The sequence below is a fragment of the Corallococcus sp. NCSPR001 genome (assembly GCF_017309135.1).
In the GTDB taxonomy this organism is placed as follows: domain Bacteria; phylum Myxococcota; class Myxococcia; order Myxococcales; family Myxococcaceae; genus Corallococcus.
The window spans coordinates 2,127,222-2,148,498 of record NZ_JAFIMS010000002.1; the positions used below are offsets into that span (position 1 = coordinate 2,127,222).

At 66.5% G+C, this 21,277-nt stretch carries 18 protein-coding genes; 7 read left to right on the forward strand and 11 right to left on the reverse strand.

What is annotated here, in order from left to right:
- Nucleotides 1-8: 8 nt before the first annotated feature.
- Entirely contained in the window at nucleotides 9-494 is a 486-nt protein-coding gene (locus JYJ93_RS10820) for an SMI1/KNR4 family protein (protein ID WP_206789116.1), read from the forward strand.
- Between the two features lie 43 nt (nucleotides 495-537).
- Here the strand turns inward: JYJ93_RS10820 and JYJ93_RS10825 are convergent, their stop codons facing one another.
- Nucleotides 538-1,107, reverse strand: coding sequence for a hypothetical protein (locus tag JYJ93_RS10825; RefSeq protein ID WP_206789118.1), 570 nt, complete (start codon nucleotides 1,105-1,107; stop codon nucleotides 538-540).
- A gap of 134 nt (nucleotides 1,108-1,241) precedes the next feature.
- On the opposite strand from JYJ93_RS10825, the gene JYJ93_RS10830 reads away from it, so the two are divergent.
- Nucleotides 1,242-5,522 carry a tetratricopeptide repeat protein gene (locus tag JYJ93_RS10830; RefSeq protein WP_206789120.1) on the forward strand — a complete coding sequence of 1,427 codons (4,281 nt, stop codon included), beginning with the start codon at nucleotides 1,242-1,244 and terminating at the stop codon, nucleotides 5,520-5,522.
- Between the two features lie 56 nt (nucleotides 5,523-5,578).
- On the opposite strand, the gene JYJ93_RS10835 is transcribed toward JYJ93_RS10830, so the two are convergent.
- Complete coding sequence (locus tag JYJ93_RS10835) at nucleotides 5,579-6,949, reverse strand: glycosyltransferase family 39 protein (protein ID WP_269012805.1); 1,371 nt, start codon at nucleotides 6,947-6,949, stop codon at nucleotides 5,579-5,581.
- A 125-nt stretch (nucleotides 6,950-7,074) separates the two neighbouring features.
- On the opposite strand from JYJ93_RS10835, the gene JYJ93_RS10840 reads away from it, so the two are divergent.
- Nucleotides 7,075-9,165, forward strand: coding sequence for a thioredoxin domain-containing protein (locus tag JYJ93_RS10840; RefSeq protein WP_206789129.1), 2,091 nt, complete (start codon nucleotides 7,075-7,077; stop codon nucleotides 9,163-9,165).
- 6 nt (nucleotides 9,166-9,171) lie between these two features.
- Here JYJ93_RS10840 and JYJ93_RS10845 read toward each other — a convergent pair whose 3' ends face one another.
- The 3 genes from JYJ93_RS10845 to JYJ93_RS10855 are packed head-to-tail and all read right to left on the reverse strand — an operon-like array spanning nucleotide 9,172 to nucleotide 12,216.
- Complete coding sequence (locus JYJ93_RS10845; RefSeq protein WP_242543760.1) at nucleotides 9,172-10,707, reverse strand: transglutaminase-like domain-containing protein; 1,536 nt, start codon at nucleotides 10,705-10,707, stop codon at nucleotides 9,172-9,174.
- A gap of 41 nt (nucleotides 10,708-10,748) precedes the next feature.
- Nucleotides 10,749-11,177 carry a GNAT family N-acetyltransferase gene (locus JYJ93_RS10850; RefSeq protein WP_242543761.1) on the reverse strand — a complete coding sequence of 143 codons (429 nt, stop codon included), beginning with the start codon at nucleotides 11,175-11,177 and terminating at the stop codon, nucleotides 10,749-10,751.
- Complete coding sequence (locus JYJ93_RS10855; protein WP_206789142.1) at nucleotides 11,116-12,216, reverse strand: ATP-grasp domain-containing protein; 1,101 nt, start codon at nucleotides 12,214-12,216, stop codon at nucleotides 11,116-11,118. The genes JYJ93_RS10850 and JYJ93_RS10855 overlap by 62 nt, the downstream gene beginning before the upstream one ends.
- Before the next feature lie 167 nt (nucleotides 12,217-12,383).
- Here JYJ93_RS10855 and JYJ93_RS10860 point away from each other — a divergent pair, with 167 nt between their 5' ends.
- The 3 genes from JYJ93_RS10860 to JYJ93_RS10870 are packed head-to-tail and all read left to right on the forward strand — an operon-like array spanning nucleotide 12,384 to nucleotide 15,591.
- Nucleotides 12,384-13,682 (forward strand): HD domain-containing protein, encoded by a 1,299-nt coding sequence (locus tag JYJ93_RS10860; protein WP_206789144.1) that lies wholly within the window; start codon nucleotides 12,384-12,386, stop codon nucleotides 13,680-13,682.
- A gap of 17 nt (nucleotides 13,683-13,699) precedes the next feature.
- Entirely contained in the window at nucleotides 13,700-15,226 is a 1,527-nt protein-coding gene (locus JYJ93_RS10865) for an MBL fold metallo-hydrolase (protein WP_206789153.1), read from the forward strand.
- A gap of 2 nt (nucleotides 15,227-15,228) precedes the next feature.
- Nucleotides 15,229-15,591 (forward strand): hypothetical protein, encoded by a 363-nt coding sequence (locus JYJ93_RS10870; protein ID WP_242543762.1) that lies wholly within the window; start codon nucleotides 15,229-15,231, stop codon nucleotides 15,589-15,591.
- A gap of 12 nt (nucleotides 15,592-15,603) precedes the next feature.
- On the opposite strand, the gene JYJ93_RS10875 is transcribed toward JYJ93_RS10870, so the two are convergent.
- The 6 genes from JYJ93_RS10875 to JYJ93_RS10900 all read right to left on the reverse strand — a co-directional run bounded on the left by JYJ93_RS10875 (nucleotide 15,604) and on the right by JYJ93_RS10900 (nucleotide 20,613).
- Nucleotides 15,604-16,257: a glutathione S-transferase family protein gene (locus JYJ93_RS10875; RefSeq protein WP_206789165.1), complete on the reverse strand. Its 654-nt coding sequence runs from the start codon at nucleotides 16,255-16,257 to the stop codon at nucleotides 15,604-15,606.
- A gap of 23 nt (nucleotides 16,258-16,280) precedes the next feature.
- Complete coding sequence (locus JYJ93_RS10880) at nucleotides 16,281-17,027, reverse strand: GlsB/YeaQ/YmgE family stress response membrane protein (RefSeq protein ID WP_206789167.1); 747 nt, start codon at nucleotides 17,025-17,027, stop codon at nucleotides 16,281-16,283.
- Nucleotides 17,028-17,039: 12 nt separating this feature from the next.
- Complete coding sequence (locus tag JYJ93_RS10885; RefSeq protein ID WP_206789177.1) at nucleotides 17,040-18,920, reverse strand: FTR1 family protein; 1,881 nt, start codon at nucleotides 18,918-18,920, stop codon at nucleotides 17,040-17,042.
- A gap of 122 nt (nucleotides 18,921-19,042) precedes the next feature.
- Nucleotides 19,043-19,270, reverse strand: a complete 228-nt coding sequence (locus JYJ93_RS10890; RefSeq protein WP_206789179.1) for a hypothetical protein — start codon at nucleotides 19,268-19,270, stop codon at nucleotides 19,043-19,045.
- Nucleotides 19,271-19,333: 63 nt separating this feature from the next.
- Nucleotides 19,334-19,822 carry a dihydrofolate reductase gene (locus JYJ93_RS10895; RefSeq protein WP_206789180.1) on the reverse strand — a complete coding sequence of 163 codons (489 nt, stop codon included), beginning with the start codon at nucleotides 19,820-19,822 and terminating at the stop codon, nucleotides 19,334-19,336.
- The gene (locus JYJ93_RS10900; RefSeq protein WP_206789182.1) at nucleotides 19,819-20,613 is read right to left on the reverse strand and encodes a thymidylate synthase; all 795 of its coding nucleotides are present in this window, start codon (nucleotides 20,611-20,613) and stop codon (nucleotides 19,819-19,821) included. Before JYJ93_RS10900 ends, JYJ93_RS10895 begins: the two co-directional genes overlap by 4 nt.
- Nucleotides 20,614-20,714: 101 nt before the next feature.
- Between JYJ93_RS10900 and JYJ93_RS10905 the strand changes: the two genes are divergently transcribed.
- Entirely contained in the window at nucleotides 20,715-21,275 is a 561-nt protein-coding gene (locus JYJ93_RS10905) for a cob(I)yrinic acid a,c-diamide adenosyltransferase (RefSeq protein WP_206789191.1), read from the forward strand.
- Nucleotides 21,276-21,277: the final 2 nt, after the last annotated feature.

A 21,277-nucleotide genomic window follows, 5' to 3' on the forward strand; every position in this document is an offset into this window, starting at 1 on the left:
ACCAGGCGATGGAGGAGCTGCTTGAGGAGGTCTCGCGCCTTCACGTTCCCAATCCACCGGCGACACCGGAGCAGTTGGACGCGTTCGAGCAGCGTGTGGGCTGGCGCCTGGAACCAGACCTGCGTGCGTTCTACCTGCATTGTGACGGAGCCCGGCTGTTTGCCCAGCGGGATCCCACGTTCGGCTTCGTCGATCCTGCCTTCACGTTCCTGCCGCTGTCACGGATTGCCCGCGCGCGAGTGATCATGCGCGATGAGGATACGGAGCAGGCTGGACCGCCGTCCTGGTATGCCATCTGCGAGGTAAGGGATAGCAACTACATCCTTCTCGACGTGAGCCGCCAGGAGGAGGGACGCTATCCCATTCGCGATGGCTACAACGAAGCGTTCCCTGACCCTGAGTACTGCGCGCTGATCGCCAGTTCGTTTCGGGAGTTCCTCGAGGGAGCACTTCGGTCCAAGGGCCGTTGGTTCTGGCTCCGCAGTGAAGAGTGACAAGCCTGCGTCGTACCAGTGGCTCAGGACTGATGAGGACACACTATGGCTGTACGGCGGAGTTCAACGTCCGCATCCGCCACACGGTGAACGTATGCAGCCTTCGCCCCCGGAAGACCCCCGTGAGCTTCACGGGCCCTTCCACGGAACCAAAGCGTTGCACCAGTTCCTCCGGCGGCGCCGCGCCGTTCTCCGAACACCACAGCACGTCCTGCCCGGGCTTCAATTCCAGCTCAGGCCACAGGTCGTACTGGCTCTTGCGCCGTGACGGGCCCACCGTGTCCGTCTCCACGCCCGCCGTGTACGCGACCTGCGAAGCCAACTGGTACGTGGGCGCGTAGACCGCCGTAGGGCCAGGCGCCATGCCCGGGAACAGCTGCTCCGGCGTCCTCAGCCGCTCCAGCACGCCCCATCCGTGCGTCCGCGCCAGCACCACGTCGCGCTCGAACGTCAGCACCGGGAACAACAGGTGCGACGTCACCGCCAGCACCACCGCCATCTCGGTCCACGCCGCCGCCCGCTGCCACACCGGCCGCATCCCCGCGACCCCAACGCACGCCGTCACGTACGCCGCCGCCGGCCACTTCGCCTCGCCCCGCGTCTGCGCCGCCACTACTGCCTCATCTTCTCGTGCATCGACATCGAATACCCCTCCATTGCATCGGGAACGCGGGAGGAGTGGGCCATCAACCGCACCTCTTGACCTGCTAGGATCCAGCTGGCACGGTCTAAGCCCTTTGGGGATCTATGGCACGAATCGTTCTGATTACGAACGCTTGGGGGCCGAAGCATGGCGGCATCAATTCGTTCAACACCGACTTATCAAAGGCGCTCGGCCCAGTAGTAGCTCCCCAAACACGTGTCATCTGCGTGGTGATGAATGCTGCTTCCAACGAGGTTGAGGATGCAGCGAAGCACGGCGTGAAGCTTCTTTCTCTCAACGTCCAAGATGGAGAGCGGGTCGATGAGAGCCGCACGCTCAGTGTGCTGGCTGTGGTGCAGGCAGAGGGAGCAGACGAAGTTCTTTGGTGGATCGGCCACGATGTGATCAGCGGGGCTGTGGCTGCTGCTCTTCCTAAATGCTCAGGGCAGGGCAAGTCCGCATTGATCCATCATATGAATTACGTCGCCTATTCTAGTTACAAGCATGGGGAAGCGCTGGCAGCCAAGAGAAAAGAGGATGCTCAGCGGAATCTTTTTCGCCAAGCCGATGAAGTATTCGCTGTGGGGCCACTTCTGCGGGATAGCCTAAGCGACTTACTGGATGGCGTAAGACAGCCGAAGATGATTGTCCCTGGGCTTGCAGAGATTGTTCCAGTGCAACTCGGGGTAAAGTTTAGTGGGATAACTTTTGGGCGCTTTGATCCAGCGAATGACCGAATCAAGCAAGGGCGCCTTGCGGTAGCAGGATTTGCCGTGGCCTGCAGGGAAGCGAATGCGAAGCCTCGTGAGCCGAAGTCTTTGCGAGATGAACCGTTGTTGCGAGTTATTGGGGTGTCTCCGCTCAGCGAGGAAGAAAAATCTCTTCGGATCTTTGCGCGTGAGAAGGCGGGGCGCGTACTCAACCTCCTGCCTCTTCCGTATGAAGAAGATCGCAATCAGTTGTTTGATGAACTGAGACGTTCAAGCTTTGCCATGATGTTGTCGTGGCACGAGGGGTTCGGTCTCACGGGCTGGGAAGCTATTGCGGCGGAAGTTCCGCTCATCGTCAGTAGAAATAGCGGTTTGTATAAATTGATTGACGACAGGCTTGGTGCGCCTGGATTGGCATGTCTCACTGTCGTCGAGGTGCGTGGCGGGCTTGGTGAGCTGTCTGATTTTGGGGAGGAGAACTTCGACCCTGCAGACGAGCAGGGGGTAAGTCAGGCTATACTTAATTTGGCGCATGATATTGAACGCAAGAAACAGTATGCCAAGACACTTCGAACTTTGTTGTCAGAGCGAAGTGATGGATATACCTGGGCAAACTGTGCTCGCAGTTTGGCAGATGCGCTTGGCTTGTCCAGGCAGTCCGAAGTCCCGTCGAGCACTGCGAGCCCAGATTTGTTGCAAGCAACCGCTGGCATATCTGCTGGTGGCGCGACCGAAGCTCCAGTAGCCATTGCCTCATTGGTGGGGCCCTCGATCCTCGAAATTAAGGAGCCAAGTTGGGATCCTGCATGGGGGAATGCGGAAAGCCAACTTCTGAGGGCGGAAGAGGCCTGTGTTCCGTTTCATGAATCCCGAAAAGATTTGCTTGATGCAGTGTTGGCTTGGGCTGAAGAGCCGGATGGGTTGCCGGCAGCGATTCAGTTCCGGATTGGTTCTGCAGGAGCAGGCAAGACTAGGCTGATGATTGAGGCTTGCAGGGAGTTGCGCATCAAGGGGTGGAGTGGAGGGTTTCTCACGAGTGGCGCTGGTCAGGTGTCGGAGTATGAGATCAGAAGATTTGTCGAACGGTGCGCTCGCGTATTTGTTGTTGTTGATTATGCCGAGACTCGCCAGCGTGAGGTTGTTGACTTAATTCGAGTGGCCTTTTCGAAGAATCGTGGGGGGGCCGAGCGGATTCGGATAATGCTGCTTGCGCGAGATGCGGGCGAATGGTGGAGCCGGCTTGCTATAGATTATCCTTCAATCGAGAGTTTTTTGCTGGGTCGTGCGGTAACGGGGCCGCTCAGGATTCCAGAAGTTCCCGGAGAGCGGCAAGGTAGGGAGGTAATATTCCAAGAGGCGTTGTCGGCTTTTGCGAAAAGGCTCGGCAAAGCTCGGGACGGTGTTATTGCACCAGACCTGTCGGCGCCCCATTTTGCAAATGTGTTGTTTATTCACTTGGCGGCCATGGCTGCGTTGTCTGGGGAGCGTCCAGAAACAGCGACAAGTTTGTTGGAAGCGACCTTGCGGCGGGAGCGTCGATATTGGCACGAAGCTGCGAAGGCTCAGGGGTTGCAGCCTTCCTTTTATCAAGGATTGGAGCAGGCAGTTGCTATACTGACGCTGCGTGCTGGGGTAAAGGATGGAAGGGACGCGCGGCAAATTATTTCATCGATTCCCAGTCTTCAGGGAGTGGGAATCGATGTCGTTAATAAGATTTTGGGGGTGCTTCGTACATTTTATGCTTTGTCGGGGCGTATTGACGCGCTTCGCCCAGATATTCTGGGTGAGAGGCTCGTTTCTCAGGAGCTTTCTAAAGATGGCTCTTTGTTGGATGTAGTGCTTGATAAGGCAATTGATGAGCCGATCCAACGAAGCGCATTGGTGGTCTTGAATCGGCTTGCCCGACAAAGCCCTACGGATGTTGTATGGCTGCAAAGGGGTTTGAGTGGCAATCTGTCGTTGCGTACGGCCGTCGCAGCTAGCGCTGTTGCGATTGAGTCGGGAGATCCGATTGGCAAGATGCTTGCTGAAGTTCTTGAGAAGGCTTCGTCTGAGGAGACATATGATTTGATTGAGCCGTTGTGGAAAAAGATGCCTGCGGCAACAACTGCGCTTCGTGAGTGTGCTCTTGTTGTTGCGCGGCTTAGGCTTGAGCGGCTCGAAAGGAGATTGGATGGTAAGCCGATTGGTAATGAGAAAAAATCGAAATTGGCAATTGCTTATAGTGCGCTGGCTGGCCGGCTTTCGGCTTTAGAGAAGCATAGAGAAGCGCTGGAGGTGAATGAGAAGGCGCTGCCACTTTTCAAGGCGCTCGCTAAGTTGGGGGCTCAGCATCTTGCGAATTATGCACTTTGTTTGATGCATAGTTCGAATGCGTTGATGGCGCTAGGGCAATATGTTGAGGCGTTGGATAAAAACCAGGAGGCTGTCTCTTATTTTCGTTCGCTTGTTGAAGCGAATCCTGGTTCCTATCGAGATGATCTTGCTACGGTGTTGCACAATCGTGCCGCTGTTCAACAGCGGCTTGGTGACTTTGAAGGTGCGTACCAAGCTGTGAAGGAGGCATTGGACGTCTACTCGTCAATGAGGTCGGGGGGCGATCGGCATCAGTTGGCTGAGTATTATTATGCTTTTGCTCTTGCTCTTTCTCATGTGGGCAGGACGGAAGATGCTATGCAATATGCGCAAAATTCATTTGCGATATTGGTGGAGCTTGCTGATGCTAATCCTGATGCTTTCCAGCCTAAGCTTGCAGTTACGTTGAGGGCTCTTGCCTCGTTTTGGCTTGATGTTGGTCGCTATGAGCAGGGTCGCGTTTTGGCTGAGCAGTCGGTTGTGATTTTTCGCGGATTGTCGAGTGCGAGGCCTGAAGTTTTTCGTGAGGAGTTAAGTGCCTCGCTCAGTGGGCTTTCGAGTGCGTTTGCTTATTTGGGATTATTGGAAAGAGCTCTTGAAGTTGCTTTGGAGAGCTTGGCGCTGCAGAAAGTGCATGTGGGGGGAGATGCCGGTTCTGGTTTGATGAGGATCGCCATAAGACATTTGAAAGTGGCTTATGCTAAGGCGAGTCTCGGTCAGCGTGATGATGCGTTGAGTCATGTGGATGAGTGCTTGGGAGTGCTTGGGGAGCTTGCGGCTGAGCGACCTGGGGTGGTGCGGTATTTTCTAGTCGAGGCGTATGCTCTAAAGGCAAGGCTGTTTGTCTTGAGCGGTGACGCTGTTTTAGCTCGGGAGTTGCTGAGGTTGGCTCAGCCTGCTTTTGAGCGCTTGGAGGCAGGGCGTGGGGCTCGGACCATGCGTGTTAGTCGCGCTAACTTTCTTGTTGTTTCTGCGCAGGTTCAGTATTTGCTTCGCTCGTATCAGGATGCATTGGGGCTCGCGGATACGGCGACTGGCATTTGGGACGAGCTTAATAGAGAGCATCCACTTGCGCACCGAGAGGACGCTAGTGAGGCCCTCTGTGTGCTTGCGTTGATAGAACGCGAACTCGGACTGTTGGGTCGTGCAAGGGAGTTAGCTGTGCGAGGGCTGGACTTGCTTCAGGCGGACCTTGTGCGAACACCGAGGCGATTGGTTCCTTGGATGCTGATTGCGGCAAAAAAGCTTCTCGATTTGGTGGGAATTGATGCAGATAGTGGCGGCTATAGTGCGGTGTGGAGGGCAGTTCGAGATGGATGAGTTGCTGTGTCTGTTTGTGGTGTTGTGAGCTAGCGGGAGGGCTATTCTTATGAAGTTCAGTCTGGTGTGGGTTTAAGGGAGGGCAACCGCCACACCGTGAACGTATGCAGCCGCCGACCCCGGAAGACCCCCGTGAGCTTCACGGGCCCTTCCACGGAGCCAAAGCGTTGCACCAGCTCCTCCGGCGGCGCCACGCCGTTCTCCGAACACCACAGCACGTCCTGCCCGGGCTTCAATTCCAGCTCAGGCCACAGGTCGTACTGGCTCTTGCGCCGTGACGGGCCCACCGTGTCCGTCTCCACGCCCGCCGTGTACGCCACCTGCGAAGCCAGCTGGTACGTGGGCGCGTAGACCGCCGTAGGGCCAGGCGCCATGCCCGGGAACAGCTGCTCCGGCGTCCTCAGCCGCTCCAGCACGCCCCAGCCGTGCGTCCTCGCCAGCACCACGTCGCGCTCGAACGTCAGCACCGGGAACAACAGGTGCGACGTCACCGCCAGCACCACCGCCATCCCGCTCCACGCCGCCGCCCGCTGCCACGCCGGCCGCATCCCCGCGACGCCAATGCTCGCCGCCACGTACGCCGCCGCCGGCCAGTTCGCCTCGCCCCGCGTCTTCGCCGCCGCGTAGCCGAAGAACAGCAGCGGAATCACCGCCGCCATGCGCAGCAGGAACTGCTCCTTCGGCCCGCGCACCGCGTACACCAGCGCCAGCGGCAACAGCACCGGCCCGCCCATCGCGAGCTGCCCCGCCAGGTACTCGCCGAACGTCGCCCATCCTCCGCGCCCGCCCAGGCCGTGGTTCAGCTGGAACTTGAAGCCCACCCAGTCATGGCTCGCGTTCCACAACACCACCGGCAGGAAGCACAGCAATCCGAGCCCCGCCGTGAGCCACGCCCCCGCTGGCAGCCGCCGCGCCTTCAACGCCGCGACCATGAACGCCAGGCCCAGCAGCACGGACGGATACTTCGACAGCAGCGCCAGGCCACACGTCAGCCCCGCCAGCACCCATTTCTCGCGGTACAGCGCCCAGAGCCCCAGCGCCCAGAACAGCAGCATGGGCGAATCCGGCGTGGCCCAGACCCCGGAGAGGATTCCCACCGGCACCGCGCTCCACAGCGCCAGCGCCCTCCAGGCCGCGTCCCTGGACCGGTACACGTCCAGCGCCAGCCCCCACACCGCCACGCCCGTCCCCAGCCCGCACACGAGCGCCGTCCCCCGGATGCCCAGCGCGGCGATGAGCCACGCCACCATCGGCGGATGGTCGAAATATCCCCATGCGAGATGCCGGGCCCATTGCCAGTAATAGGTCTCGTCGAAGTAGACGTCCGTTCCCAGCGCCAGCGCGAGCCGCACCCCCACGCCCATCCCCACCAGGACGAGACACGCCTTCATTCCCGGGCCGGGGCTGGAGGGGGCGGACGCACGCACGCCCCCTGACAAATCTCACCGGAGGGCCGTTGGCCAGCGGGGAGTGAGGCCATTTCAGCTTGCCCCCGCGAACCCAGGCTCACAATGTGAAGGGCCGCGAAGCCGCTGCACACCGGGAGTACCCCATGGACGACCATCCCCCCTCTGGACATACCAACCGTCTGGCCCAGGAGCCGTCGCCGTACCTGCGCCAGCACGCCACGAATCCCGTGGACTGGTACCCCTGGGGGGACGAAGCCCTGGCCCGCGCCCGCGCGGAGAACAAGCCCATCCTGCTCTCCGTGGGCTACTCCGCGTGCCACTGGTGCCACGTCATGGCCCACGAGTCCTTCGAGCACCCGGACATCGCGCGCCTGATGAACGAGGGCTTCATCAACATCAAGGTCGACCGCGAGGAGCGCCCCGACCTCGATCAAATCTACCAGGGCGTCGTGCAGCTCATGGGGCAGGGCGGTGGCTGGCCCCTCACCGTGTTCCTCACCCCGGACCTGCGCCCGTTCTACGGCGGCACCTACTTTCCGCCCTCGGACCGCTACGGCCGGCCCGGCTTCCCGCGCCTGCTCTCCGCGCTGCGCGACGCGTGGGAGAACAAGGCGGACGACATCGAGGAGCAGGCCCAACGCTTCCAGGAGGGCCTCGGGGAGCTGTCCACCCATGGCCTGGACGCCGCGCCCGCGCACCTGTCCGCGGAGGACATCGTCGCCATGGGCCAGTCCATGCTCAAGCGCATGGACCCCGTGAACGGCGGCTTCGGCGGCGCCCCCAAGTTCCCCAACCCCATGAACGTGGCGCTGCTCCTGCGCGCGTGGCGGCGCGGCGGCGGTGAGCCCCTGAAGGCCGCGGTGTTCCGCACGCTGGAGCGCATGGCGCTGGGCGGCATCTACGACCAGCTGGGCGGCGGCTTCCACCGCTACTCCGTGGACGAGCGCTGGCTGGTGCCCCACTTCGAGAAGATGCTCTACGACAACGCCCAGCTGCTGCACCTGTACTCGGAAGCAGAGCAGGTGGAGTCACGGCCGCTCTGGCGCAAGGTCGTGGAGGAGACCGTCGAGTACGTCCGTCGCGAGATGACCGACCCGGCCGGCGGCTTCTACGCCACGCAGGACGCGGACAGCGAAGGCGAGGAGGGGAAGTTCTTCGTCTGGCGCCCCGAGGAGGTCCGCGCGGCCCTGGCCATGGGCCCGCAGGCGGACACCGTGCTGCGCCACTTCGGCATCAAGCCCGGAGGCAACTTCGAGCACGGCGCCACGGTGCTGGAAGTTGTGGTCCCCGTGGAGCAGCTCGCGAAGGAGCAGGGCCGCCCCGTGGAGGCGGTGGAGAAGGAGCTGGCGGAAGCGCGCCGCGTCCTCTTCCTCTTGCGCGAGCAGCGCGTGAAGCCGGGCCGCGACGACAAGATTCTCGCGGGCTGGAACGGGCTGATGATCCGCGGGCTCGCGCTGGCCTCGCGCGTGTTCGACCGGCCGGACTGGGCGAAGCTCGCTTCGGACGCGGCGGACTTCGTGCTCACGAAGATGTGGGACGGCAAGCGGCTCTTGCGCTCGTACCAGCACGGCCAGGGCCGCATCGACGGCTTCCTGGAGGACTACGGCGACTTCGCCTCCGGCCTCACCGCGCTCTACCAGGCCACGTTCGACGCGAAGTACCTGGACGCGGCGGACGCGCTCGCGCACCGCGCGGTGGAGCTGTTCTGGGACGAGGAGAAGCAGGCGTACCTCTCCGCGCCCCGGGGACAGAAGGACCTGGTGGTGGCGGCCTTCTCCCTCTTCGACAATGCCTTCCCGTCCGGCGCGTCCACGCTGACGGAGGCGCAGGTGACGCTCTCCGCGCTCACCGGCGACGTGTGCCATCTGGACCAGCCGGAGCACTACGTCGCCAAGCTGCACGACCAACTGGTGCGCAACCCCATGGGCTACGGCCACTTGGGGCTCGCGGCGGACTCTCTGGTGGACGGCGCGTCCGGCGTCACCTTCGCGGGGACCCGCGAGGCCGTGGCCCCGCTGCTGGCCGCCGCGAACCGCACCTACGCGCCGGTGTTCTCCTTCGGCTGGCACGACACGGGCGCCACTCCGCCCGCGCGCCTCCAGGAGCTCTTCGCGGGACGCGACCCGGTGGAAGGGAAGGGCGCCGCGTACCTCTGCCGCGGCTTCGTGTGCGAGCGGCCCATCACGGAAGAGGGCCTGCTCGCGGAGCGGCTGGTCGCCGCTCCGGGCCACTGACGCGGACTACTTCACGTCCGTGACCTGCAACGAACCGATGAGGGGCGTGATCTCCGCGTTCCCCTCGTAGCCCACATAGAAGTGGGTGGCGTCCGCGACGGGCTGGTTGAAGGTGGGATCCAACTGGGTCCACTCGCCCACGTAGGCCTCCACCCACTCGTGCCAGTACAGCGCGGGCACGCCGTCGGAGTTCACCATGTAGATGACGCCGTCCACGCGGCGCGCGGGGATGCCGGACGCGCGCAGCATGGCCACCGTGAGCAGCGAGTGCTCCGTGCAGTCGCCCTTCTTCTGGCGCAGCACGTCCGTGGCCCGGTCCGCGCTGGCGCCGTAGTCCTTCTGCAGGTTGCTGTACACCCACGCGGACAGCATCCGCGCCGCCGTGTACGCGTCCTTCTCCTCTCGGATGATGCTCTTGGCCTGCGCCTTGATGGCCGGCGCGTCCGCCTCCACCGCGAGCGTGGACTTGAGGTTCTCCCCACCGTCCGGGTCCGCCACCGGCCGGCCCACGCGCCCCTTGGGCGAAGGCGGCGCCGCGAGCAGCGTCACCTCCACGCGGCCGTCCGGCAGCCGCTGGTACTTCTGCCGGTACGTGTCCTGCTGGAACTTCTCCGGCAGGTTCTTCATCACCAGCTTCAGCTGGCCGGGAACCTCGCGCGCCTTCGCGGGCAGCGGCTTGGGCAGCACCACGCGCGTGAGGCCAAACACCTCCACCAGGTCCATCCGCTTCGCCACCGACTCGGACTCGGCCCGCGCCTGCATCGTCTGGCCGAAGTCCACCCGCACCATCTTGCCGTCCGTCGTCAGGAAGGCCGCCACCGGCACCTTCTCCTTGTCCGACAGCGTGCTCACCCGCGACAGCTTCACCTTCACGCCGCCCAGCACCTGCTCCTCCGGAGCCTCCACCGTCGTGACGGTGCGGTAGCCCTCCAGGTCCGTGCCGTCCAGCGCCACGCCCTCCACCTTCTGGCCGCGAAGCAGCGCCACGCGCGCCTGATCCGCGTCTTCAATCGTCTCCTTGGGCAGCGGCATGGGCTTGAGCACCTCATCCGGCTGTCCCGGGCGCTTGCGCACCACGCGCAGGGCGTCACCCGTCACCGTGCCCACCAGCTCGTTGTCCCCGCCGTCGCCCTTCTGCGTGACGGTGAAGGACAGGAGCTTGCCGCCCGGCTTCGCTTCGTAGACGCGCACCTCGCGGTGCACGCGCTCCGACACGCGCGTGCCCACCTGCGCCTTGAAGATGAGCTCGTTGATGCTCTGGGCCTTGTTGCCCGGCAGCACCGTCAGGTCGGTGAAGAACCAACCCACCTTCTTGTCCATCAGGTACAGGCCAAAGTACTCGCCGCCCTTGGGGCGCGGGGCCTTCAGCGCGTCGGAGAGCTGCTCCTGGGCCTGCGGGGCCTGGGAGGTCTTCGCCTGGGCCTTGGCCGCCGCGGCCTTCGCCTGGTTCTTCAGCGCGGCGGGGGCCTGGGCCCAGGCCGGGGAGGGTGCCCCTGTCAGCAGGGCGAGCAGGCTCAACAATCCCAGACGGGTGCGTCGCATCGGTCGGTTCATGGAAGGCATCTGCCCGCTCCTGATGGGAATTACAGGCGCTTGGTCAGGATGATGAGGTCATCACCCTGCTTGTAGAAGTCGCGCAGGCGCGCCTCCTCGCCGTACTTCATGGACGCGTAGAAGCCGCGCGTGGGGCCGTAGGCCTCCGTGGCGCTCGTCTCCACGCGGATGATCCGCGCCTTGCGGCGGCGCAGGTCGGCCTCCATGGCGGAGATGAGCCCCGCTCCGATGCCCTGGCCACGGACCTCCTGCGCGGAGGCGATCCAGTACAGGTCGAAGGTGTTCTCCGTCATCGGCGTGGGGCCGTAGCAGCAGTAGCCCACCAGACCGCCGCCGTCCTGCCCGCGGTCCGCCACCAGGATGGTGTAGTCCCGGTTGCCCGCCGTGAGCGCGGTGTCAACCAGCTCGATGGCGCAGTCCTGCTCCTCCTGCGAGAAGGTTTCGATTCGCCGGATCAACGCGGCGAGCGGTTCCCGGTCCTTTCTTTCGAGCGTGCGGATTTCCATGGGTCCTTTCAAGCGCGACCTCCACGATGCGGGAGGCCAGGGCCGCGTAGTCCATGCCGGCGGCCTGCGCCGCCTTCGCGAACCCCGCGCCCGGGTGCAGGTCACAGTTGGGGTTGATGTCGATGACGTACGGCACACCCTCGGGCGACACCCGAAGGTCCACGCGTCCATAGTCCTGGCAATCCAGCGCTGCAAATGCTTCCAGCGCCGTCTGGATGCAACGCGCTTCCTGCACTGCGTCGAGCCGGCAGGGTCCCGTGGGCGAGTCCCGGTACTCCGGTGACTCCGCCTCCCACTTGGCCCGGTACGACACGATGTTCGGCCGGTCGTCGAACGCGCGACCGAAGTGGATCTCCGTGAGCGGCAGCGCCTGGCGCGGGCTGTTGCCGAGCAGCGGAACATAGACCTCACGCCCCGGGATGAACTGCTCCACGAGCGCGGGCTGATGGAAGGTGCGCAGCACGGACTCGCACGCCCGCACGAGCGCCGAGCGCTCCGTCACGACCGAGTCGAAGTCCATGCCCACGCTGGCGTCCTCGCGCGCGGGCTTCACGATGAGGGGCCACGGCAGGTCTACCGCCAACGCGTCCTCGCGCTTCTTCACCACGCAGGAGGCAGGGGTGGAGACGCCGTGGGCGCGCAGCACGTCCTTGGCCTTGGGCTTGTGCAGCGCCAGGCCCAGCGACAGGGCGGACGAGCCGGTGTACGGCAGGCCCAGCGCGTCCAGGAGGCAGGGGACGGCCATCTCCCCGCGGCTGTCGGCGGCCAGCGACTCGCAGAGGTTCACCACGAGGTCGGGCTGGAGGAAGCGCAGGGCCTCCACGAAGTCCAGCTTGTCTCCTTCGATGGCGAGCGGCTCGGCGGCCACGCCGTCCCGGCTGAGCGCGTGGGCCAGGCTCTCGGCCACCCGGACCACGTCCTCGCGGGCTTCGCGCCCGGGGTCGTCCTCGAGGAGGTCGTGGTCACGATTGTGCAGCAGGATGATGTGCATTCGGAGTGTCCCGAGGGTTAGCACGTCCCCACGGACCTTCCCAGCCTGTGGCGTGGTGGCCGGTCGGTCCCTCACAGGGCTACCGCCTGCCGGGGTATGCGCTACGGTGGGTGACCCGTTGGAGCGGAAACCGGCCACCCCCGGCTTCAGGTCCCGACAAGGACGACATGCGGATTCGCGACCCCATCCACGGCGTCATCCCGGTGAGCGACCCGGAGAAGGCCGTCATCGACAGTCGCTACTACCAGCGCCTGCGCTACGTGCGGCAACTGGGCTTCGGGGACATGGCCTTCCCCGGCGCCACCCACACCCGCCATGCCCACTGCCTGGGCGCCATGTACGTCGCCTCACGCGTCTTCAACGCCGTGGCCAGCCGCTCCGAGCTGCCGGACGATGTGCGTGAACATTTCTGCACCGCCGTACGCCTGGCGGTGCTCTGTCATGACCTGGGGCACATGCCCCTGTCGCACGCGTCCGAGCGCATCGCGCCCCGGCGGTCGCTGCTGCGGTTGCCTGGCTGGCTGGACGCCGTGGCGGAAGGGGAGCAGGCGACCCACGAGGACTACACGGCGAAGCTGCTCCTGGACAGCTCGCTGACGGACATCATCCAGAAGGAGTTCGGTCCGCGCGGCATCACCGCCATGGCGGCGGTGGCGCTCATCACGGGCGCGAAGCCGCCCAAGGACCCGGGCTTCACGTACAAGGGCGTGGACTGGTCGCCGCTGCTTCGCGCCATCGTGTCCGGGGAGCTGGACGCGGACCGGATGGACTACCTGCTGCGCGACTCGTTCTACACGGGCGTGAACTACGGCCGGTACGACATGGATTGGATCGTCTCCAACCTGAACCCGGCGGTGAAGGACGGGCGCGCGGTGCTGGCCCTGTCGCGCGCGGCGGCGTTCGCGTTCGAGGACTTCCTGCTCAGCCGCTACCACATGTTCGTGTCGGTGTACCTGCACCACACGTCGGTGAACTTCGACCACATGCTGCGCCGGTACTACGAGGAGACGCCCGGCGAGTTCGAGATTCCCCACGACCCGGAGTCCTTCCTCCTCTGCGACGACGCGGCGCTCTGGTACACGCTGCGCCGCTCGAAGAACCGGTGGGCGGAGCGCATCAGCCGCCGGCAGGGCTTCAAGCTGCTGGCGCAGTTCACGGAGCGCGACACGGGCTACGACCTGGAGGTGCTCAACAGCGCGCTCACCAGCGGCGGCTTCGAGCACTACACGGTGCTGTCCAAGGGGGCGCTCAGCAAGTACGTGGGGGCCTCCGGGGGCGGCGGCAACCCGGGGCTGTTCATCCTGGACGTGTCCACGGGAAGGCTGACGGAGGTGGCGCGCTACACGCCGCTCTACCAGCGCTACAGTGGCGCGGTGCGACTGACGCGGCTCTATGTCCGGCCGGACCAGGCGGAGCGGGCGCGCGAGATGATGGGCCGGCTGCTCGGCCAGACGACGCAATCCTGAAGGACGACGGTGCAACCATGAGCGAGCCCCTTCCCGGCATGGGCCTCTTCGCGCCCCACACCCCCGTGGAGCCCCGGCCCTCCTCGGTGGTCATCCTCTATCGCCGCGCGCACTCCGGCGTGGAGGTGTTCTGGGTGAAGCGCGAGCGCGCGCTCACCTTCGCGGGCGGCTTCCAGGCCTTCCCCGGCGGCAAGCTGGACAAGGACGACCACGAAGTGCCCGTGCAGGGCGCCCAGGAAGAAGAAGCCGCGCTGCGCTCCGCGGCGGCGCGCGAGCTGTTCGAGGAGGCGGGCGTGCTGGTGGCGGAAGGCGCGCGAGCGCTGTCTCCCGAGGCGCTGGAGGAGGGGCGGGCGGCGCTGCTCGCGGGCACGGTGAAGTGGAGCGAGTGGCTGGTCCGCCACACGCTGTCCCTGCGCGCGGAGGACCTCAAGCCCGCGGGGCGCTGGGTGACGCCGCCGTCCGTCCCGGTGCGCTTCGACACGCGCTTCTACCTGGTGGAGCTGCCGGAGGGTGCGGCGGCGAGCATCATCCCGGGCGAGCTGACGGAAGGCGCGTGGATTCGCCCGGAGGACGCGCTGTCCCGCTGGAGCGACGGCACGGCGCTGCTCCATCCGCCCGCGCAGCACGCGTTGCAGGTGCTGTCCGAGTTCACGGACGAAGCGGACGCGCGCGCGAAGCTGAGCACGCCGCCGTACTGCCCGGGCTACGTGGCCCAGCGCATCGAGTTCCAGCGCGGCGTGCGCGTGGTGGCGCTGGAGACGCCCACGCTGCCTCCGGCGACGCACACGAACGCGTACGTGCTGGGCACGGGCGACCTGCTCATCGTGGACCCCGGCTCGTCGGACGTGAAGCAGTACGCGAAGCTCCTGTCGCTGGTGGCGGGGCTGAAGGCGGAGGGCGCCCGTCCGGTGGCGGTGGTGCTCACGCATCACCACGGCGACCACGTGGGCGGGGCGTTCGCGGTGAAGGAGCGGCTGGGCATTCCGCTCTGGTGTCATGCGAGCACGGCGGACCGGCTGGACTTCCCGGTGGAGCGGCTCCTGGAGGACGGCGAGGTGCTGAACCTGGACGGGCCGATGGTGCAGCGCTGGCACGTGCTGCACACGCCGGGGCACGCGCGAGGGCACCTGTGCCTGGTGGATTCGCGCAGCAAGGCGGCCATCGTGGGGGACATGGTGGCGAGCGTGGGCTCCATCGTCATCGACCCGCCCGAGGGCAACATGGTGGAGTACCTCACGCAGTTGAAGCGGCTGCGCGACTGGCCCGTGACGACGCTGTACCCCGCGCACGGCTCACCGGTGCCGGACGGCCCGGGCAAGCTGAACGAGTACCTGCGCCACCGCGCCCAGCGCGAGGCCCTCATCCTGGAGGCGGTGCCCGCGACGGGCGCGACGCTCGCGGAGGTGGTGGCCACGGCCTACGCGGACACGCCGCCCCTCTTGCACCCGGTGGCGGAGCGCAGCGCCCTGGCGTCCCTGGAGAAGCTGGTGGCCGAAGGGCGCGTGCGCGAGGAGTCCTTCACCTGGTTCCGCGTCGGAGCATGAGCATGGACGGCACCTATCTGGCGGTCTTCCTCAGCAACAAGATGGGTCCTCGCTGGCGCGCCTGGAATGCGATGTCCGAGGAGGAACGGCGCGCGAAGGCCGAGGCCGGCGTCGCCGCCGTGAAGGCCTGGGACGAGAAGCACCGGGACGTCATCGTCTACGGGGGCGGCCCGCTCGGCACGACCAAGCGGACGTCGCTGGCGGGCGTGGCGGACGTCGTGAACGAGCTGACCGTCTTCGTCGTCGTGCGCGCGCCGTCGCACGAAGCCGCGGCGAAGCTGTTCGAGAATCACCCGCACATGACGATCTTCCCGTGCGACGCGGTGGACGTGATGCCGTTGCTGTCGCCTCCGCCCGAGTCGTAGGCCCGCGCGCCGTCACCCGGTGGCAGGGGCGGCGGTGAACACCGCCAGCTGCGCGGCGAACGCGCGCTGGTAGGCCGGGCGCGCTTCGGCGCGGGCGATATAGGCGGCGAGGCCCGGATACGCCTCGAGGATGCCCATCGCCTGCGCTCTGCGCAGGACCGTCACCATGAGGATGTCGGCCGCGCTGAAGGCGCCGTCGAGCCAGTCGGCGTCGCCGAGGCGCGCGGAGAGGTCGTCCAGCCGCTTCCGGATGAGGTCGTCCAGCGCGCGCAGGCGATGCTCGTACCAGGGCTGGTCGCGCTCCAGAATCGTCACCAGGCTGCGGTCGAAGATGGGCGGCTCGACCGTGTTGAGCGCCGCGAACATCCACGCAATCGCACGGGCGCGGCCATGCGCGTCCTCCGGCAGCAGGCCGGCATGGCGCTCCGCGATGTGGAAGACGATCGCGCCAGACTCGAACAGGGCGAGCCCGTCCTCTTCATAGGTCGGGATCTGCCCGAACGGATGCAGCGCCTTGTGCGCGGGCTGCTTCATCGCTTCGAACGACACCAGGCGGACGTCGTAGGGCTGGCCCACCTCTTCCAGCGCCCAGCGCACCCGCATGTCCCGCGCCAGACCCCTGCCTCGGTCGGGCGAGCGCTCGAAGGCGGTGAGGGTGATCGTCATGTCCTGCTCCTTGAAGGCTCGACCTAGAAGCTGCCCATCAGTCCCAGGTGCGGGCCCTTGGAACTGTAGGTGGCCACGGGCATCAGGCGCACGGCCGGGCCCGGGGGAGGCTCCTGCACCGCGGCCTCCTTGCGCAGGGCGTTGGCGTGGGACAACTCGAAGCCCGCGCTCGCGCCCACCACGGGGAGGATGAAGAGGGCGGCGTTGAGGGCCGGCGGCGCCTCCGTGCCTCCGCTGTTCACCAGCGTGAGGGCCAGGAACGTCGCGCCCCAGCCCACCATGCTCCCGGCCACCGTCGCGCCCACCCGGCCGCGTCCGCCCATGAACCGGCCGCCCGCGTAGGTGCCCACCGGGATGCCGATGATGCTTCCGGCCGCGGCGCCCGCGACGGCCATCACCAGGCACTCGTCACAGCCCACCGTGGCGGACCCCAGCAGGTACCCCACCGAGCCCAGCACCGTCGCGCCCACGACGCCGCCCGCCGTGCCGCCCAGCACCTCCAGCGCCACGCGCGGCACCGGGTCCTTCGCGGCAGGCGCGGCCTTCACGGAAGGCAGCGCCTCCGGGGTGACGGAGGTGCGCGTGGGGACCTCGTCACCGGAGGTGACGTCCGGCGGGGGAGGCACGTCCTGGTCCGGCGCGCCCACCAGCGGTGGGGGCGTGAGGCTCCCGGCGGGAACCTGTGCCGGCTCGGCGGGGGCCTCCTGGGCGGAGGCCAGGCCCGACACGAGCAGCAGGGCGAGGAGTAGGGACGGCCGTGTGTGCTTCACCAGGACGGAAGGCTACCGCAACGGCTGCGTCGGCGTCGCGCTGTCACCGGAGGCGGGGGTCTCCTCGCGGGGACGGCGCCGCAGGGCCCGGTAGACGAGCGGCGCCACGGCCAGCAGCGCCTGCGGCACCAGGGACAGCGCGTCCGGATACAGGCCCAGCATGTCCACGGAGATGAAGCGCACCGGCACCAGCGGCAGCGCGCCCACCTCCTGCAGCGAGTGGATGCCCTTGCCCAGCAGCATCACCGCCGTCACCACCATCACCACCGTGGAGAGGTTGAAGAGCGTCTTCATGGGCAGCCGGTAGCCCATGCGGTTGACGAAGAGCACCAGCACCGCCAGCGCCACGACGCCCGCCACCACGCCCCAGACGACGCCCGCCGCGGAGTCCACCGCCAGGCCCTGGAGGAAGATGGCCGTCTCGAAGCTCTCACGCAGCACGGACGTGAACGCGATGACGAACAGGCCCACCGTGCTGCCCCGGCCCAGCGCGCCCTGCATCTTCTGGCGCAATTCGCCCATGAAGTGGCTCACGTTGGCGCGCGCGTTGAGCCACAGCGCCGCGTACAGCAGCATGCCCACGGCGACGAGCGCGGTGACGCCCTCCAGCCACTCGCGCTGCGCGCCCGCCAGCAGCTTGCGGCCGATGATGTACGCGACGGCGCCCGCGATGAGCGCGGACACCCAGCCCGCGTGCACCACGCGCACCTGGTCCATGGCCTTCATCTTCTTCAGCGCGGCCAGGAGCGCCGTGACGATGATGGTCGCCTCGAAGCCCTCACGCAGCAGGATGAGCAGCGTGAGCCACGCCACGGACAGCACGTCCGTGGTGCTGCCGGTCGTCTTGCGCGCCTGGTCCAACAGCGACAGCAGCTCGCGCCCCTCGTCCTGCAGGTGCGGGCTCTTGCGCTCGGCGGCGAGCCGCGCCTGCATGAAGGCCTCCTCCAGCTTCTGGGTGAGCGCCGGGTCGCGCCCGCGCAGCTTGGGCTCCACCGGCTCCAGGCCGTTCAGGTACGCGTCCAGGAGCGCGTTCTTCGCGCCCACGTAGTCGCCCTCCGCGCCCATGCGCATCGCGTGGCCCACCGCCGCGCGCGCGTTGAGCAGGACCTTCTCCTCGTCCGCGTCCGGCATGTTCCGGCGCAGGCACGCCACCTTGTCCGCGCCGAACGCCTTGGCCAGCTCCGCGTCCGTGGACGTGGCCAGCCGCTCCAGCGACGCGTTGGGCGGCTCGCCCTGGCACGGCGGCTGGCGCAGGGTGAAGACGAAGAAGGCCAGCGACCAGCGGTCCTCCTCGGAGAGCGTGGGGAAGGCCGGCATCGCCGTGCCGGGCACGCCGAAGCTGGTGGTGTTGAACGCCTTGTAAGGCGTGAGCCCGTCCTCCATCAGCTCCGGGTCGTGGAAGTTCGCCGGCTGAGGCTCCATGTTGGCCGCGATGGCCACGTCCGCCTTGCCCTCCGTGCCGTGGCACGCGGTGCAGTTGGCCTGGAAGAGCTTCTTGCCGTGCTCCAGGTCCGGCGCCACGCGAGGGCTGCGCGCCAGGCCGCCCGCGAGCACCAGGCTCTCCACCAGCTCCCCGCAGTCGCGGCTCACGCCCTCCGGGTCCTTCGCTTCATCGACGCGCGCCTGGATGGCCTCCACGCGGGGCACGAACGTGGCCGCCGCCGGGCCCAGGTCCTTCGCCGCCGCCAGCGCCTCCGCCGCGAAGCTCTTCTGCTCCGTCAGCTCGAACTCCGACTGGGACGACACCGCCGCCGGGTAGTCCGCCTGGAGGTACTGGAGGATGCCCACCAACCGGTGCCAGGTGCGCCCCTCGTCGGTCGCCGGAGCCTCGGCCCGGGCAGAAGAGGACAGCGCGAGCAGCAGGCACAACGTGAGGGCGGCGGCGTGTTTCACGGCCGTCTTCTACCAACCACGTCACGCGCGTTCAATTCTGCGAATCAAGATCAATTAATGAGCCCCCCTCGGGAAACAAGGGGGGCTCGCGGGTCAACACCCGGGGTGCTCCCGGGGATGACTCAGGGCAGCTCGCAGTACTGCGGGTACGTCCGGCACGGATAGCAGGGGCCGCCCGGGCCGTAGTAGCAGGACTCGCCCGCAGGACAGACGCCGCTGTCCGGGCAGATCCGCAGCTCCTGCTCCTGGGTGCCCGGCTCCGCGGCCGTGCCTTCCTCGATGGGCCCGCCACAGGCAGCCAGGCCCAGCACCGCGAACAGACCCAGCCCACGAATCAGGTGACGACGCATGCACGCTCCTTCGGTGAGAGGAGCCCGCACGGTAAGTCACCCAGGAAACGCCAGGAATAAGGGCTAGCCCTGACGCTCGTAGGTGAAGAAACCGAAGGGCAGGTCGCCCTCGGGGTGCCGTTCCTCCTCCACCAACCTCCATCCAGTCGGGTCCACGGAGGGGAAGAAGGCGTCGCCGGGGAAGTCCCGCTCGATGCGGGTGAGGTAGAGCCGCTGCCACAGCGCTTGCGTCTGCGCGTAGACGTCCGCGCCGCCCGCGATGAAGACCTCGCTGTCGCCGCTCGCCAGCGCCAGCGCCTCGTCCACGGTGTGGGCCACGCGGACACCTTGGGGCGCGGCCCAGTCTCGCTGGTGGGTGAGGACCACCGTGGTGCGGCCGGGCAGGGGGCGGCCGATGGAGTCGTACGTCTTGCGACCCATGACCAGGGTGTGGCCCAGGGTGAGGCGCTTGAAGCGCGCCAGGTCCTGCGGCAGGCGCCAGGGCAGGGTGTTGCCCTGGCCGATGACGTGGTTCGCCGCCATGGCGACGATGGCGGACACGCGCGGGCTCATACGGCCACGGGCGCCTTGATGGCGGGGTGCGGGTCGTAGCCTTCCAGCGTGAAGTCCTCGTAGCGGAAGGCGAACAGGTCCTTCACGTCCGGGTTCAGGCGCATGCGCGGCAGGGGGCGAGGTTCGCGCGTCAGCTGCTCCCGGGCCTGCTCCACGTGGTTCAGGTACAGGTGCGCGTCGCCAATCGTGTGGATGAACTCGTGCGCGGTGAGGCCCGTGGCCTGCGCCACCATCATCGTGAGCAGCGAGTACGACGCGATGTTGAAGGGCAGCCCCAGGAAGATGTCCGCGCTGCGCTGATAGAGCTGGCAGGAGAGCTTTCCGTCGGCCACGTAGAACTGGAACATCACGTGGCAGGGCGGCAGCTTCATGGCGGGCACGTCCGCCACGTTCCACGCGCTCACCAGGTGCCGGCGCGAGTCCGGGTTCTTCTTCAGCCCGTCCACCAGTTGCCGCATCTGGTCCACGTGGCCGCCGTCCGGCGTGTTCCAGGAGCGCCACTGGTGGCCGTACACGGGGCCCAGGCTGCCGTCCGCGTTGGCCCACTCGTCCCAGATGGTGACCCCCACCTCCTGGAGCGAGCGCACGTTCGAGTCGCCCCGGAGCATCCACAAGAGTTCATGGATGATGGACTTCAGGTGGAGCTTCTTCGTCGTCACCAGGGGGAAGCCCTGGGTGAGGTCGAAGCGGAGCTGATGGCCGAAGAGGCTCAGCGTCCCCGTGCCGGTCCGGTCGCCCTTCTTCGTCCCGTGCTCCAGGACGTGCTCCATCAGACTCAGGTATGGCCGCATGGGGCCTTTTTCCTAGGCGGGGCCGAGGGGCCAAGCAATATATCCGTCGCTGATCATCCCCACACGGACTCGCCGTGTCGCATCGTTAAACAAGGGCTGCCATGAAGATCTATACGAAGACCGGCGATGCGGGAGAGACGGGCCTCTTCGGCGGTGGCCGCGTGGCGAAGGACGACGCGCTCGTGGAGGCCTACGGCGAGGTGGACGAGCTCAACGCCACGCTGGGCCTTGCGCGCACGTTCCCGCTGCCGGCGGACCTGGAGCACTTCCTCCAGCGCATCCAGGACCAGCTCTTCACGGTGGGCGCGGTGCTGGCCACGCCGCCGCACACCAAGGCGGCGGCCCACATCCCGGAGCTGCGCCCGGAGTGGGTGGAGGAGATGGAGCGCCACATCGACCGCTACGAGGAGGAGCTGCCGAAGATGACGCACTTCATCCTCCCGGGCGGCTCGCCCGCGGCCGCGGCGCTGCACCTGTCCCGCACGGTGTGCCGCCGCGCCGAGCGCCGGGTGGTGACGCTGCTTCGCGAGGACAAGGCCCCGCCCGCGGTGGCCATGTACTTGAACCGCCTGTCGGACCTGCTCTTCGTGGTGGCCCGGCTGGTGAACTTCCGCGCCGGCCTGCCGGACGTGAAGTGGATCCCCGAGAAGCCGACGAAGTAGCC

Excerpts from the sequence above, each read along its gene's own strand:
- JYJ93_RS10820 (WP_206789116.1), top strand. The coding sequence starts at position 9 with ATGGAGGAGCTGCTTGAGGAGGTCTCGCGCCTTCACGTTCCCAATCCA.
- JYJ93_RS10830 (WP_206789120.1), top strand. The coding sequence starts at position 1,242 with ATGGCACGAATCGTTCTGATTACGAACGCTTGGGGGCCGAAGCATGGC.
- JYJ93_RS10840 (WP_206789129.1), top strand. The coding sequence starts at position 7,075 with ATGGACGACCATCCCCCCTCTGGACATACCAACCGTCTGGCCCAGGAG.
- JYJ93_RS10845 (WP_242543760.1), bottom strand. The coding sequence starts at position 10,707 with ATGCGACGCACCCGTCTGGGATTGTTGAGCCTGCTCGCCCTGCTGACA.
- JYJ93_RS10855 (WP_206789142.1), bottom strand. The coding sequence starts at position 12,216 with ATGCACATCATCCTGCTGCACAATCGTGACCACGACCTCCTCGAGGAC.
- JYJ93_RS10860 (WP_206789144.1), top strand. The coding sequence starts at position 12,384 with ATGCGGATTCGCGACCCCATCCACGGCGTCATCCCGGTGAGCGACCCG.
- JYJ93_RS10865 (WP_206789153.1), top strand. The coding sequence starts at position 13,700 with ATGAGCGAGCCCCTTCCCGGCATGGGCCTCTTCGCGCCCCACACCCCC.
- JYJ93_RS10870 (WP_242543762.1), top strand. The coding sequence starts at position 15,229 with ATGGACGGCACCTATCTGGCGGTCTTCCTCAGCAACAAGATGGGTCCT.
- JYJ93_RS10875 (WP_206789165.1), bottom strand. The coding sequence starts at position 16,257 with ATGACGATCACCCTCACCGCCTTCGAGCGCTCGCCCGACCGAGGCAGG.
- JYJ93_RS10890 (WP_206789179.1), bottom strand. The coding sequence starts at position 19,270 with ATGCGTCGTCACCTGATTCGTGGGCTGGGTCTGTTCGCGGTGCTGGGC.
- JYJ93_RS10895 (WP_206789180.1), bottom strand. The coding sequence starts at position 19,822 with ATGAGCCCGCGCGTGTCCGCCATCGTCGCCATGGCGGCGAACCACGTC.
- JYJ93_RS10900 (WP_206789182.1), bottom strand. The coding sequence starts at position 20,613 with ATGCGGCCATACCTGAGTCTGATGGAGCACGTCCTGGAGCACGGGACG.
- JYJ93_RS10905 (WP_206789191.1), top strand. The coding sequence starts at position 20,715 with ATGAAGATCTATACGAAGACCGGCGATGCGGGAGAGACGGGCCTCTTC.